The sequence below is a fragment of the Pedococcus sp. 2YAF34 genome, from assembly GCF_052114585.1.
In the GTDB taxonomy this organism is placed as follows: domain Bacteria; phylum Actinomycetota; class Actinomycetes; order Actinomycetales; family Dermatophilaceae; genus Pedococcus.
The window spans coordinates 35,252-48,327 of record NZ_JBFRFA010000016.1 but is presented as its reverse complement, the minus strand read 5'-3'; the positions used below and the strand labels follow the sequence as shown (position 1 = coordinate 48,327).

Annotated in this window: 13 protein-coding genes; 7 read left to right on the top strand and 6 right to left on the bottom strand. The window is 72.3% G+C overall.

Going from position 1 to position 13,076, the window contains the following annotated elements:
* Positions 1 to 52: 52 nt before the first annotated feature.
* The 4 genes from AB4Z02_RS10540 to AB4Z02_RS10525 all read left to right on the top strand — a co-directional run bounded on the left by AB4Z02_RS10540 (position 53) and on the right by AB4Z02_RS10525 (position 3,929).
* Positions 53 to 1,645, top strand: coding sequence for a molybdopterin-dependent oxidoreductase (locus AB4Z02_RS10540; RefSeq protein ID WP_441970840.1), 1,593 nt, complete (start codon positions 53 to 55; stop codon positions 1,643 to 1,645).
* A gap of 173 nt (positions 1,646 to 1,818) precedes the next feature.
* Positions 1,819 to 2,463 carry a fasciclin domain-containing protein gene (locus tag AB4Z02_RS10535; protein ID WP_441970838.1) on the top strand — a complete coding sequence of 215 codons (645 nt, stop codon included), beginning with the start codon at positions 1,819 to 1,821 and terminating at the stop codon, positions 2,461 to 2,463.
* Between the two features lie 24 nt (positions 2,464 to 2,487).
* Entirely contained in the window at positions 2,488 to 3,084 is a 597-nt protein-coding gene (locus AB4Z02_RS10530; protein WP_441970836.1) for a sigma-70 family RNA polymerase sigma factor, read from the top strand.
* Entirely contained in the window at positions 3,081 to 3,929 is an 849-nt protein-coding gene (locus AB4Z02_RS10525) for an anti-sigma factor (protein ID WP_441970834.1), read from the top strand. Before AB4Z02_RS10530 ends, AB4Z02_RS10525 begins: the two co-directional genes overlap by 4 nt.
* On the opposite strand, the gene AB4Z02_RS10520 is transcribed toward AB4Z02_RS10525, so the two are convergent.
* Entirely contained in the window at positions 3,922 to 4,794 is an 873-nt protein-coding gene (locus tag AB4Z02_RS10520) for an LLM class flavin-dependent oxidoreductase (protein ID WP_441970832.1), read from the bottom strand. The genes AB4Z02_RS10525 and AB4Z02_RS10520 overlap by 8 nt on opposite strands.
* Positions 4,795 to 4,880: 86 nt before the next feature.
* Between AB4Z02_RS10520 and AB4Z02_RS10515 the strand changes: the two genes are divergently transcribed.
* The 3 genes from AB4Z02_RS10515 to AB4Z02_RS10505 are packed head-to-tail and all read left to right on the top strand — an operon-like array spanning position 4,881 to position 7,788.
* The gene (locus AB4Z02_RS10515) at positions 4,881 to 5,927 is read left to right on the top strand and encodes a zinc-dependent alcohol dehydrogenase family protein (protein WP_441970831.1); all 1,047 of its coding nucleotides are present in this window, start codon (positions 4,881 to 4,883) and stop codon (positions 5,925 to 5,927) included.
* A gap of 2 nt (positions 5,928 to 5,929) precedes the next feature.
* Complete coding sequence (locus tag AB4Z02_RS10510; protein WP_441970829.1) at positions 5,930 to 6,730, top strand: spermidine synthase; 801 nt, start codon at positions 5,930 to 5,932, stop codon at positions 6,728 to 6,730.
* A 17-nt stretch (positions 6,731 to 6,747) separates the two neighbouring features.
* The gene (locus AB4Z02_RS10505) at positions 6,748 to 7,788 is read left to right on the top strand and encodes a Gfo/Idh/MocA family protein (protein WP_441970828.1); all 1,041 of its coding nucleotides are present in this window, start codon (positions 6,748 to 6,750) and stop codon (positions 7,786 to 7,788) included.
* A gap of 9 nt (positions 7,789 to 7,797) precedes the next feature.
* Here AB4Z02_RS10505 and AB4Z02_RS10500 read toward each other — a convergent pair whose 3' ends face one another.
* From AB4Z02_RS10500 to purS, 5 genes are all read right to left on the bottom strand, one after another.
* The gene (locus AB4Z02_RS10500) at positions 7,798 to 8,160 is read right to left on the bottom strand and encodes a sterol carrier family protein (protein ID WP_441970826.1); all 363 of its coding nucleotides are present in this window, start codon (positions 8,158 to 8,160) and stop codon (positions 7,798 to 7,800) included.
* Between the two features lie 286 nt (positions 8,161 to 8,446).
* On the bottom strand, positions 8,447 to 9,634 hold the full coding sequence (locus AB4Z02_RS10495) for a sensor histidine kinase (protein ID WP_441970824.1): 1,188 nt from the start codon (positions 9,632 to 9,634) through the stop codon (positions 8,447 to 8,449).
* Positions 9,635 to 9,680: 46 nt separating this feature from the next.
* Positions 9,681 to 11,981, bottom strand: coding sequence for a phosphoribosylformylglycinamidine synthase subunit PurL (purL, locus tag AB4Z02_RS10490; RefSeq protein WP_441970822.1), 2,301 nt, complete (start codon positions 11,979 to 11,981; stop codon positions 9,681 to 9,683).
* A complete protein-coding gene (gene purQ / locus AB4Z02_RS10485) occupies positions 11,978 to 12,649 on the bottom strand; it encodes a phosphoribosylformylglycinamidine synthase subunit PurQ (protein ID WP_441970820.1) in 672 nt (223 codons plus the stop codon). Before purQ ends, purL begins: the two co-directional genes overlap by 4 nt.
* Entirely contained in the window at positions 12,646 to 12,915 is a 270-nt protein-coding gene (purS, locus tag AB4Z02_RS10480) for a phosphoribosylformylglycinamidine synthase subunit PurS (RefSeq protein ID WP_056884347.1), read from the bottom strand. The genes purQ and purS overlap by 4 nt, the downstream gene beginning before the upstream one ends.
* Between the last annotated feature and the right edge of the window lie 161 nt (positions 12,916 to 13,076).

Genomic DNA, 13,076 nt, shown 5'->3' with positions numbered 1-13,076 from the left:
GCCCACCGCAGGGCGCCGGACCCGTACCCATCCACAGCGGGGAGGGGTACGAATGACGTTCATGCAGCCGACCACGAAGACCCAGCGCCTCGGGTACGCCGTGTGCGGCCTCCTCGCCGCCCTCACCGGGATGGCGGTGGGCCACCTCGTCGCTGCCTTCGTCGACCCCGCGTCATCGCCCGTGCTCGCGGTGGGCTCGACCGTCGTCGACGCGACGCCCACACCGGTCAAGGAGTGGGCGGTGCGGACGTTCGGCACCGCCGACAAGGCGGTCCTGCTCAGCAGCGTCGCCGTGGTCACCGCGCTGGCCGCGCTGGGCATCGGCTTGGTGGCGCGACGCAGGCCGTCACTCGCCGGCGCGCTCGTCGTGGTGCTCGCGGGCCTTGCGGGCCTGGCCGCCCTGCTGCGGCCGACCGCCTCACCGGTCGACGTCCTGCCCGCGTTCGCCGCCGCAGTGGTCGGTGTCGCCGTGCTCCACGGACTTCTACGACTGCTCCCCGGCCACCGGGCAGCCGCGTCCGCATCCGCGGGCGACCACCACGAGTCACCGCTCGACCACTCGGCCCAGGCCGACGGCGTGCCGTCGACGACCGGTCGCCGCACCTTCCTCGTCGGCGCCGCCGGCGCCACGGTGGGCGCGGCCGCGGTCGGTGCCCTCGGCCAGCGGCTCGCCGCGGCCCCGACGCTGCCGGCCTCGGTGAGCCTCCCCGCCCCCGCGAGCACGGCGGACCCGCTGCCGACCGGGCTGGACGGCAAGGTCAAGGGCATCACCAAGTTCGTCACCGACCCCAAGGACTTCTACCGCGTCGACACGGCCCTGGTCATCCCGCGGGTCGACGTGGAGAGCTGGAAGCTGGAGGTCGACGGCATGGTCGAGCGGCCGTTCTCGATCACCTTCGACGAGCTCGTGAAGATGCCCATGGTCGAGCGCGACATCACCCTCAACTGCGTCAGCAACGAGGTGGGCGGTCCCTACATCTCCTCCACCCGCTGGCAGGGCGTGCTCGTCCGCGACCTGCTCGAGCGCGCAGGCGTCAAGCAGGGCGTCGACCAGATCTTCAGCGAGTCGACCGACGGCATGACGATCTCCACCCCGGTCGAGGCGCTCACGGACGACCGCGACGCCATGGTGGCCGTCGCCATGGGCGGCCAGCCGCTCCCCGCGCGCCACGGCTTCCCCGCCCGACTCGTCACGCCGGGACTGTACGGGTTCGTCGGTGCCACGAAGTGGCTCACCAGGCTGACCGCCACCACCTACGCCAAGGACAAGGCGTACTGGACCCAGCGCGACTGGGCGACGGACGGGCGGGTGAAGACGCAGGCCCGCATCGACACCCCCCGAGGGCTGGCGACGTACGCCCCCGGACGCATCGTGGTCGGCGGTGTCGCCTGGGCCCAGGGCCGCGGCATCAAGGAGGTCGAGGTGCGCGTCGACGACGGCCCGTGGCAGAAGGCCACCCTGGGACCCGACGGCGGCACCGACTACTGGCGGCAGTGGTACTGGGCGTGGGACGCCAAGAGCGGCCGGCACGACCTCGCGGTGCGCGCCACCGACGGCACCGGCACGGTCCAGACCGCGGAGCGCGCCGACCCGTTCCCCGGTGGGGCATCCGGCTACCACTCGATCGTGGTCATCGTGTCCTGACGAATCCATTACTGCCACAAGGAATCCCCTGTCACCCTTCGCGGTGGCAGGGGATTCCTGTGTCGACGAAGGGACGTAGGGATTTCTGGAAATAGTTGCGGCAGAAGCCAATCCACCCTCCCAGTAGAGGCGAATACCGGGTGTAAGAACGTCACCCACCAAGGAGCCACATCATGCGACTCGCCCGCCGCAGCACCATCGCTGCCCTCAGCCTCGCCCTCCCCCTGTCCCTCGCGGCCTGTGGGAACTCCGGTTCGGACACCGCTGCCTCGTCCTCGTCGTCCTCGATGCCGAGCTCCAGCAGCTCGAGCTCCTCCTCCTCGTCGTCCTCCTCGGACGACATGATGGCCAAGCCGTTCGGGGCCGGCTGCTCCGCGGTCCCCGCGGACGGCAAGGGCTCCTTCTCGGGCATGGCCACCGACCCGGTCGCCACCGCCGCCAGCAACAACCCGGTCCTGTCCACCCTGGTCACCGCCGTCGGCGAGGCCGGCCTCGGCGAGACCCTCAACTCCGCCAAGGACATCACCGTCTTCGCGCCGAGCAACGACGCCTTCAAGGCCGTGCCGAAGGCGACCATGGACGCCGCGATGAAGGACCCGAAGGGCCTGCTCACCAAGGTGCTCACCAACCACGTCGTCGAGGGTCGCCTGACCCCCGACCAGCTGGCCGGCGACCACAAGACCCTGGGTGGCGGGACCATCACCGTCTCCGGCTCCGGCGAGTCGTTCAAGGTCGGCGAGGCCAACGTGATCTGCGGCAACGTGCAGACCGCCAACGCCACGGTGTACATCATCGACGGCGTGCTGCTGCCGAAGTAAGCCTGATCAGTGATGATGGTGTCCATGGCAGCGACGTCCCCAGGCCCCGTCCCGGCATGGGGAGGTCCTGCCGTGGCGCCGGACCTCTCCGAGCTCCTCCGAGCGTGCGCCCTCGGCGACGAGTCCGCGTTCGCCCGGCTCTACGACGCAGTGTCCTCACGCGTCTACGGGCTGGTGCTGCGGGTCGTGCGTGACCCGGCGCAGTCGGAGGAGGTCGCCCAGGAGGCCCTGCTGGACATCTGGCGCACCAGCGCCCGGTTCGACCCCGAGCGTGGCAGCGCGGTGAGCTGGATGCTCACCATCGCCCACCGCAAGGCGGTCGACCGGGTGCGATCCGCGCAGGCCTCCACCGACCGCGAGGACAGCTACGGCTCCCGCAACCAGGAACGCTCGTTCGACCAGACGGTCGAGACGGTCGAGCGGCGCCTGGACGCCCAGCGGGTCCGCAACGCGATGGACGTGCTCACCGACACCCAGCGCAAGGCCGTGGAGCTCGCCTACTTCGGCGGCTACACCCACACCGAGGTGGCCTCCCTCCTCGGCGTCCCGCTGGGGACGGCCAAGACCCGAATACGTGACGGTTTGATCCGCCTGAGAGACACCCTGGGGGTGCAGCAATGAGTGCCGACGTCCACAGCCTGGTCGGCGCCTACGCGGTCGACGCGATCGACGAGCAGGAGCGTGCCGCGTTCGAGCGCCACCTCGCCGAGTGCCCCGAGTGCCGCGCCGAGGTCGCCAGCCTGGTCGAGGCCGGCGCCCACCTCTCCCTCGTCAGCGAGGCCGTTCCCCCGCCCGGCATGCGGGCAGCGGTCCTCGCCGGGATCCGCACCGTCCGCCCCCTGCCGCCGCTCGAGCAGCCGGAAGCCGGCGGGCGCGGGCTCCAGGACGACGACGCCCCGGACCCCGACGCCCCTGCGGCACGCATCCCCGTCGTCATCGACGACGACCCGGAGCCGGCACCCGATGCCCCGGCCCCGGACCTGCCGGCCAACGTGGTCCCCCTGCGTCGTCGCCGTCGCCCGGTGGCGGAGTGGCTCGTCGGCGCCGCCGCCGCCGTCGCCCTCATCGCCGGGGGCATCGCGTGGAGCCCTTGGGACAACGGGCCGGCCAAGGCGCCCGTGTCGGCGTCCGAGCAGGTGCTCGAGGCGCCCGACGCCCAGCGGGTCGTGAAGAACATCGGTGACGCCAAGGTGACCATCGTGCGCAGCGCCTCGCTGCACAAGGCCGTCGTGGTCGCCGACAACATGGCTGCCGCGCCCACCGGCAAGGACTACCAGTTCTGGTTCGACCAGCCCGGCAAGGGAATGGTCAACGCCGGCGTCATGCCGCACGGCAGCGCCTCGACCCTGACGGTGATGCTCGAGGGCGACGCCTCGACGGCCTCGGCTGCCGGGGTCACGCTCGAGCCGGCCGGGGGCTCGACCGCGCCGACGAGCGCTCCGCTGGCGCTGTTCTCCTTCAGCTGAGCGAGCGCAGGTCGTCGAGCCTCTCGGCGACCTGCTCCAGCACTGCCTCCGAGCCCGCGTAGGGCTCGGAGGCGCGCGGCCAGTGCGTGACGACGTCGGTGAACCCGAGGCGCCCCGCCCGGCCCACCATGTCCTCGAAGAGCTCCACGCTCTCGAGCGAGAACCGTGGTGAGCCGTCGAGCGACAGGTAGCGGTCCAGCGGTTGCTCCCGGGCCGCGGTGGCCTCCGCCTCGTCGAGCAGCCGACCGAGCGCCTCGACGCCCGACCACCAGTCCTCCAGGGTGTCGCCACCGCGGCCGTAGGTCACCCAGCCCTGGCCGTACCGAGCCGCCAGGCGCAGCGACCGCGGGCCGTTGGCCGCCACGAGGAACGGCAGGCGCGGCTGCTGCACCGCGCCGGGCAGCGTCCGCGCGTCAGCGGTCGTGTAGTGCTCGCCGCGGTGGTCCACGTGGTCCTCGCGCAGGAGCCGGTCGAGCACCTCGACGAACTCGTGGAACCGGTCGACGCGCTCCTTGAGCGGCCGGTCCTCGCCGAGGATGCGCGCGTCGAGGTCGCCGCCGGTGCCGAGGCCGACGACGAGGCGCCCACCCGAGACGTCGTCGACGGCGAGCAGGTCGCGCAGGAACGCATAGGGGTGGCGGTAGTTGGGTGAGCTGACGAACGTGCCCAGCCGGATCCGCGAGGTGACCGTGGCCGCCGCGGTCAAGGTGGGCAACGCGCCGAACCACGGGGAGTCGGGCAGTCCCGCCCACACGAGGTGGTCGTAGGTCCACGCGTGGTCGAACCCGTACTCCTCGGCGCGGCGCCACAACGGCGCGGCCTCGGTCCAGCGGTGCTCCGGGAGGATCGTGATGCCGACGCGCATGTCGCGACCGTATCCCGTCCCGGGGGCGGACCCACGCGCCACACCTCCGCCGAGGCACGACACCGGTGGCGTGGGAGGCTGGGCCCATGAAGGCCACCGTGCTGCACGCCCCCGGAGACGTCCGACTCGACGAGGTCCCGGACCCGACCATCGCCAAGCCCACCGACGCGATCGTGCGGGTGACCGCTGCCTGCGTGTGCGGCAGCGACCTGTGGCCCTACCGCGGCATCAACGACGTGACCGAGCCGTCGCGCATCGGCCACGAGTTCGTCGGCATCGTCGAGGAGGTCGGCAGCGAGGTGCGCAGCCTGCGCGCGGGCGACTTCGTCATCGCGCCGTTCATGTACTCCGACAACACGTGCCCGCACTGCCGCGTCGGCATCCAGTCGCGGTGCGACCACGGCGGGTTCTGGGGCGGGCCGGACCGCGACGGTGTGATGGCGGACGGCGGCCAGGGCGAGTACGTCCGCGTGCCGCTCGCCGACGGCACCCTGGTCTCCACCCGTGAGGTCCCCGACGACGCGCTGGTGCCGTCGCTGCTGACGCTGTCCGACGTGATGGGCACCGGCTGGCACGCCGCCGTGGCCGCCCGGGTGGCCGAGGGCGACACCGTCGTCGTCGTCGGCGACGGCGCGGTGGGGCTGAGCGGCGTCCTCGCGGCGTCCCGGATGGGGGCCGAGCGCATCGTCGCCATGTCACGCCACGAGCCGCGGCAGAAGGTGGCGCGCGAGTTCGGCGCCACCGACGTGGTCGAGGCGCGTGGTGACGAGGCGGTCGCGGCCGTCCTCGAGCTCACCGGCGGCGTCGGCGCGGACGCCGTCCTGGAGTGCGTGGGCACCAAGGAGTCGATGCTCACCGCGATCGCGGCCGCCCGGCCCGGTGCGACGGTGGGCTACGTCGGCGCCCCCCACGGTGTCGAGTACCCGGTGCGCGACATGTTCGTGCGCAACGTCGGGGTCGCCGGGGGCATGGCCCCGGCGCGGCAGTACCTGCCCGAGCTGCGCGACGACGTCCTTGCCGGCGCCATCAACCCCGGCCTGGTGTTCGACCTCGAGCTCCCGCTGACCGAGGTCGCCGAGGGCTACGCGGCGATGGACGAGCGGCGCGCCATCAAGTCGCTGCTGCGGCCCTGACGGTGACGTCGGTCGAGCTCGTCGACGACGGGAGCGGCGGGACCGTCGTGATGATGGACGGCCACCCCCAGTCGCACGTGCAGCTCGACGACCCGCGCCTGATCGTCTTCGAGTACGTCCAGTTCCTCGCTGCGCTCCTCGACGCCCTGCCCGAGGGACCACTGGTCGTCACCCACGTCGGCGGGGCCGGACTGACCCTTCCGCGCTACCTCGCCCACACCCGCCCCGGTTCGCCGCAGGTCGTCCTCGAGCCGGACGCCGACCTCACCCAGGCGGTGCGCGACCAGCTCCCCCTCCCGCGCGGTCACCGGATCCGCGTGCGCCCGGTCGACGGCCGCAGTGGGCTGCGCGCACTGGCGGAGTCCAGCGCGGACGTCGTGGTCGTCGACGCGTTCGCCGGCGGCCGGGTGCCCGCCGAGCTGGTGACGACCCCGTGGTTCACCGACGTGCGCCGGGTGCTGCGCCCCGGCGGGCTGCTGCTCATGAACACCGCTGACGAGCCGAACCGCCGCCACCTCGCGCGGCTGCACGCATCCATCAGCGAGGTGCTGCCGCACACCGCAGCCGTGGCCACCTCGGAGGTGCGCAAGGGCCGCCGCTTCGGCAACACCGTCCTCGCCGCGAGTGCCCAGCCGCTGCCGCTGGAGGCGATGACGCGCCGCATCGCGATGACGGCGTTCTCCGCGACGCTGCTCCACGGGCCGCAGCTCACCAGGTCACTCGGATCGGCCCAGCCCTTCGGCGACGAGGACGCCCAGGCGTCGCCGGAGCCACCGGTGGTCGATCGTTGGCGCGTGCGCTGACCCGGCAGGATGAGGCCATGACGACTGCCGCTGGCCTGCGCCTGCCGACGACCCGCACCCCCGACCCCATGGAGGCGCCTGTCCTGCGCTGGGGCGTCATCGCGCCCGGCGGCATCGCGCGGTCGTTCGTCGCGGCCCTGCAGGCCAGGACCCGTCAGCAGGTCGTCGCGGTCGCCTCCCGCAGCACCGACCGGGCCGAGTCCTTCGCCCGCGACTTCGGGGTGCCGGCGGCGTACGGATCGTACGAGGAGCTCGTGGCCGACCCCGAGGTCGACGTCGTCTACGTCGCCTCGCCGCACAGCGAGCATGCCGCCCACGCGCTACTGGCGCTGGGTGCGGGCAAACCGGTCCTCGTGGAGAAGGCCTTCACCCGCAACGCCGCCGAGGCCCGCGCGGTGTTCGAGGCGGCCGGGGGCCGGGGCCTGTTCGCGATGGAGGCGATGTGGACGCGCTTCCTGCCGCACCTCGACGTCCTGCGCCAGTGCCTCGAGAAGGGACTGCTCGGTGAGGTGCACATGGTCGCTGCCGACCACGGTCAGCTGCTGCACCCCGACGGTCCCCAGCGGCTGTCCGACCCCGCCCTCGCCGGTGGCGCCCTCCTCGACCTCGGGGTCTACCCGCTCTCGTTCGCCTCGATGGTGCTGGGCACCCTGACCGACGTCACGGCCACCGGTTCCCTCACCCGGCTGGGGGTCGACGCGCAGGAGTCGGTCGTGGTCCGCAACGAGCACGGCGCGATCGGCCTGGTCGGGTCGAGCATGGTGGCTAGCACCCCGACGACGGCGTCGATCGCCGGCACCACCGCGCGGCTCGAGCTCGCCACCCCGTTCTTCGCCCAGTCGACCCTGCGCCTGGTCGGCCCCGACGACGAGGTGCTCGACGTGCTGGAGCCCAGCGACCGCGAGCACGGGCTGCACTTCGAGGCCGCGGAGGCAGCGCGGTGCATCGCCGCCGGCGCGACCGAGTCGCCCCTCATGCCGTGGTCGGAGACCGTGGCGGTCATGGCCGCGATGGACTCGGTACGCCGCCAGCTGGGCGTCACGTTCCCCGGCGAGTGAGCGCGTGGCTCAGGCCAGGGGCATGTGCTGGTCGAGGTCGGCGCGGTGCCCGCTGACGCGCAGGCTCCCGGCGTCCCAGGCCGCCTGCCAGCTCACCAGCCCGGTGGCCACCTCGAGCCACGTCTGGGCGTCGGTCTCGACGACGTTGGGCGGCGTGCCGCGGGTGTGGGTGGTCCCTGCGACGCACTGCACCGCCCCGAACGGTGGCACGCGCACCTCGACACTGCGTCCGGGGGCGACGGTCGCCAGCTCCTCGAGGGTGTAGCGCACAGCCGTGGCCAGGTCGTCCCGCGAGGTGTCGAGCCGCTCAGCGCGCCACCGCTCCACGGCGGAGCGGCCGGCGGCGACGGGGACTCGGCGACGCGGCGGCATACCGGCATCGTAGGTGGCGTGGACGCGATGCCTGCCACGGCGCCTGACACGTGCCTGACACATGCCTCGTCCTCGTCCGGACATGGTCACTCCATGGGTAGTTCTACCCATCGACGCTGTCGGCACCCGGCCGTAGTCTTCGAGGCGGGGACACCAAGGGGACGAACGGTCCGGCCGCGCGGAGGGGGAGCGCGACCGGACCGCTCGCACGTCACGGGCCGGTACGGGTGGTTTCGCCGCGTCGGGTCGGGCAGCCTTGCGGTGGGCCAGGCGGCCTTGCGGTGGGTCAGGCGGCCTTGCGCTGGGGCAGGAAGACCCAGACGCAGGCCCCGCCCAGCTCAGAATCCGTGATGCCTATGCGCCCCCCGTGCGACTGCACGATGCGGCGGCACGTGCTCAGGCCGATGCCCAGGCCGTCGACCGACTCCTGGTCCTCGCCGCGCGCCAGCAGCTCGAACACCCGGTCGCGGTCCTCGACGGCGACGCCCGGCCCGTTGTCGTCGACCGTGACGCGCCACCCGCCGGGAACGGCCTCTGCGCCGACGCCCACCACAGGCCGCTGCCCGTGCCCGGCGCTGAACTTCACGGCGTTGGCGAGGAGGTTCTGCAGCAGGGCGCGCAGCAGGGTGCCGTCACCGGTGACCGTGGGCAGGGCGGCCACCTCCACCTCGGCTCGCCGCGCCACGACCTCCGCGGACAGGTCCTCCAGCACCGCCTTGGCCTCCTGCTGCAGGTCCACCGGGGCGAGCCGCGCTCCCCCGCCGACGCGGGCGAAGGCCAGCAGGTCGCCGATCATCGCCGTCATGCGCGCGGCGGACGACTCGGCGCGGGCGAGTGCGCGGGCGGCGTCGGGCACCTCCGAGACGCCGGGGGTGTCGGCCGCGACCTCGAGGAACCCGACGAGCGCCGCGAGCGGGTTGCGCAGGTCGTGGCTGACCTGTCCGGCGAACTGGGTGAGCTGCTCGTTGGACCGGGCGAGCTCCCGGCTCAGGCGTCGCAGCTCGAGGACGTCGACGACCTGCTCCGCGAGGACCTCCAGCGCCCGGGCCCCCGAGGCGGACAGGCCACGCGGGACGTCGTCGAAGACGCAGAGGGTGCCGATGGGCACCCCCGTCGGCGTCACCAGCGGGCTCGAGGCGTAGAAGCGCACCGACGCGATGTCGCCGGTGACGAACGGGTTCGTGGCGAACCGCGCGTCGAGGCGCGCGTCCGGCACCACCACCAGCTCGGCGTCGCCGAGGACCCGGGCGCACATGGAGTCCTCACGGGCGCACACGCTCGCCGTGAGGCCGACGGCCGCGACCTGGTGCTGGTGCCGGTCGTCGATGATGTTGATCACCGCCGTGGGCACGTCGCACACGGCGGCGGCCAGCTCGACCAGCCTCTGCAGCTCCGGCTCGGGCTCCCGCCCCAGCACCTCGTACTCGTCGATCGCCTCGCGGCGCGCGAGGTCCTGCACTGAGCTCAACGACACTCCTCGGTTGCGTTCCCCCCTACCTGGTCGCCCCCGCTCCGGCCGCCTACCTGCCGAAGACCTCCGGCAGCGTACGGGTGTGGGCGTCGCGAAGCGCGGCAAGACCCACCGAGAAGTGGCCCTGGACGTCGATCCCGTCGGTCTGGTCGTCGACGACACCGATGCGCGCGTGGACCTGTCCTCGGGCGGTGCACATGTCGGTGAACCGCACCTCCTCCGAGCGGGGCACGCTGACGACGACCCGGGCGGTCGACTCGCTGTAGAGCGCGGTGAAGGCGTCGATGCCGTCGCGCTCGCACACCTCGTCGAGCCAGATCCGCGCACCGACGCCGTACCTCATCGTCGCCTCGGCGAGGGCGACCGCGAGGCCGCCGTCGGAGAGGTCGTGGGCCGCGTCGACGAGGCCGTCGCGGCTTGCGTTGACGAGGATCTCGCCGAGGAGCTGCTCGGCGCCGAGGTCGACCTTGGGCGGCAGGCCGCCCAGGTGGCCGTGGACGACGTGCGCCCACTCGCCACCGGCGAGCTCGTCCCGGGTGGTGCCTAGGAGGTAGACGACCTGGCCGGGCGTCTTCCAGCCCGACGGGGTGCGCCGGGCGACGTCGTCCATGACGCCCAGGACGCCGATGACCGGGGTGGGGTGGATGGCCGTGTCGCCGGTCTGGTTGTAGAAGCTGACGTTGCCGCCGGTGACCGGGATGCCGAGGGTCTTGCAGCCCTCGGCGATGCCCTTGACCGCCTCGCGGAACTGCCACATCACGCCCGGGTCCTCCGGCGAGCCGAAGTTGAGGCAGTCGGTGACGGCGAGCGGCGTCGCACCTGCGGTGGCGACGTTGCGGTAGGACTCGGCGAGCGCGAGCTGCGCCCCCGTGTAGGGGTCGAGCTTGGCGAACCGGCTGTTGCAGTCGGTGGAGATCGCGACGCCGCGGCCGGTCTCCTCGTCGACGCGGACCACACCTGCGTCGTCGGGCATCGCGAGCGCGGTGTTGCCCAGGACGTAGCGGTCGTACTGGTCGGTGACCCAGGACTTGTCGCACAGGTTGGGCGAGGCCAGCAGGGTGAGCAGGTCGGCCTTCAGGCCCTCGCCGTCGACCGGCTTGGCCAGCGTCTCGGTCCCGTTGGCCTGCAACAGGTCCAGGTAGTCCGGCCGAGCAAGGGGGCGGTGGTAGGTCGGGCCCTCGTGCGCGACCGAGCGCGGCGGCACGTCGACGATGACCTCGCCGTGCCAGGTGATGACGAGGTGGTCGCCGTCGGTCACCTCGCCGAGGACGGTCGCCTCGACGTCCCAGCGGTCGGTGATGGCCATGAACTCGTCGAGCTTCCCCGGCTCGACCACGGCCATCATGCGCTCCTGGCTCTCCGACATGAGGATCTCCTCAGGGCGGAGAGAGGCGTCACGCAACGGGACCCGGTCGAGCTCGATCTGCATGCCGCCGTCACCGTTGGACGCGAGCTCGCTGGTGGCGCAGGACAGGCCCGCACCGCCGAGGTCCTGGATGCCGTCCACGACGTGCGCGGCATACAGGTCGAGGCAGCACTCGATGAGCACCTTCTCGGCGAACGGGTCGCCGACCTGCACCGCGGGGCGCTTGGTGGGGCCACCCTCGTCGAAGGTCTCGGACGCGAGGACCGAGACGCCGCCGATGCCGTCGCCGCCGGTCCTGGCGCCGAACAGGATCACCTTGTTGCCGACGCCGGAGGCCTTGGCGAGGTGGATGTCCTCGACGCGCATGGCGCCGACGCACAGGGCGTTGACGAGCGGGTTGCCCTGGTAGCAGTCGTCGAACACGACCTCGCCGCCGATGTTGGGCAGGCCGATGCAGTTGCCGTAGCCGCCGACACCCGCGACGACGCCGGGCAGCACGCGTTGGGTGTCGGGGTGGTGCAGGTTGCCGAACCGCAGCGGGTCCATCACGGCGATCGGCCGGGCGCCCATCGACATGATGTCGCGGATGATGCCGCCGACACCGGTGGCAGCGCCCTGGTAGGGCTCGACGTAGGACGGGTGGTTGTGCGACTCGACCTTGAAGGTCACCGCCCAGCCGTCACCGATGTCGACGACACCGGCGTTCTCGCCGATGCCGACCAGGAGCTTCTCGCGCATCTCGTCGGTGGTGTTCTCGCCCCAGAGGGAGAAGTGCACCTTGCTGGACTTGTAGGAGCAGTGCTCGCTCCACATCACGGAGTACATCGCGAGCTCGGCGCTGGTGGGGCGGCGGCCGACGATCTCGCGGATGTTGTGGTACTCGTCCGCCTTCAGCCCGAGCTCGGCCCAGGGCTGCTCGGTGTCCGGGGTCTGCGCAGCGTGCGAGACCGTGTCGAGGACCGGTCGGTCGACCTGGGCCGTCATGCCGAAACCACCTGTCGCAGAACGGAAGTGAAGAACGGGAGCCCGTCGGTCGAGGGGCCGTAGCCCTCCTCGACACAGTGCTCGGGGTGGGGCATGAGGCCCACGATGTTGCCGCGGTCGTTGCTGATGCCCGCGATGGCGCGGTAGGAGCCGTTGGGGTTGTCGCCGGCATAGCGGAAGACCACGCGGCCCTCACCCTCGAGCTCGTCGAGCGTGCGCTCGTCCGCGACGAACCCGCCCTCGCCGTTCTTGAGGACGACGGTGATCTCCTGCCCGGCCTCGAAGTCGGAGGTCCAGGCGGTCGACGCGTTCTCGACGACGAGCCGCTGGTCGACGCAGTTGAACTTGCGGTGGTCGTTGCGGATCAGCGCGCCCGGCAGCAGGTGGCTCTCGCAGAGCACCTGGAACCCGTTGCAGATGCCCAGGACCGGTAGGCCACCCTGGGCGGCCGGGATGAGCGCGTCCATGACCGGCGCGAAACGGGCGATGGCACCGCAGCGCAGGTAGTCGCCGTACGAGAACCCGCCCGGGAGGATGACCGCGTCGACACCCTTGAGGTCGGCGTCACCGTGCCAGAGGCTGACGGCCTCGCCGCCGACGGCGCGCACCGCGCGGGCGGCGTCACGGTCGTCGAGGGAGCCCGGAAACGTGACGACCCCGACCTTCACCGGCCGGGGTCCTCGTCGTGCGCGGAGTCGCGGACGCTCACGACGTCCTCGATCACGGGGTTGGACAGCAGCTTCTCGGCCGCTTCGCGCGCCGCCGCGAGCACCTCGTCGGTGACCTCGCCGTCCACGGTGAGGACGAAGCGCTTGCCCTGCCTCACGTCGGTGAACTGCTCGAAGCCGAGCCGGGGGAGCGCCCCGTTCACGGCCTGCCCCTGGGGGTCGAGGATCTCTGGCTTCAGCATGACGTCAATGACGACGTGGCCCATTCGGGTGTCTCCTGGGTTGATGCGGGGTCCAGCGCGGGGGATGGCGCGGGGTGAAGGCGTCGGCAGTCTATCGGGGCCGTGCGGTGCCGCCGTCCACGGTCAGCCCGCGGTCAGCCCACGGGCTTGACGACGACGGTTGACACCCCGGTCGACGGGGAGGA

Excerpts from the sequence above, each read along its gene's own strand:
- purL (WP_441970822.1), bottom strand. The coding sequence starts at position 11,981 with ATGACGGCCCAGGTCGACCGACCGGTCCTCGACACGGTCTCGCACGCT.
- purS (WP_056884347.1), bottom strand. The coding sequence starts at position 12,915 with ATGGGCCACGTCGTCATTGACGTCATGCTGAAGCCAGAGATCCTCGAC.
- AB4Z02_RS10505 (WP_441970828.1), top strand. The coding sequence starts at position 6,748 with ATGACGACTGCCGCTGGCCTGCGCCTGCCGACGACCCGCACCCCCGAC.
- AB4Z02_RS10540 (WP_441970840.1), top strand. The coding sequence starts at position 53 with ATGACGTTCATGCAGCCGACCACGAAGACCCAGCGCCTCGGGTACGCC.
- AB4Z02_RS10515 (WP_441970831.1), top strand. The coding sequence starts at position 4,881 with ATGAAGGCCACCGTGCTGCACGCCCCCGGAGACGTCCGACTCGACGAG.
- AB4Z02_RS10530 (WP_441970836.1), top strand. The coding sequence starts at position 2,488 with ATGGCAGCGACGTCCCCAGGCCCCGTCCCGGCATGGGGAGGTCCTGCC.
- AB4Z02_RS10520 (WP_441970832.1), bottom strand. The coding sequence starts at position 4,794 with ATGCGCGTCGGCATCACGATCCTCCCGGAGCACCGCTGGACCGAGGCC.
- AB4Z02_RS10525 (WP_441970834.1), top strand. The coding sequence starts at position 3,081 with ATGAGTGCCGACGTCCACAGCCTGGTCGGCGCCTACGCGGTCGACGCG.
- AB4Z02_RS10500 (WP_441970826.1), bottom strand. The coding sequence starts at position 8,160 with ATGCCGCCGCGTCGCCGAGTCCCCGTCGCCGCCGGCCGCTCCGCCGTG.
- AB4Z02_RS10535 (WP_441970838.1), top strand. The coding sequence starts at position 1,819 with ATGCGACTCGCCCGCCGCAGCACCATCGCTGCCCTCAGCCTCGCCCTC.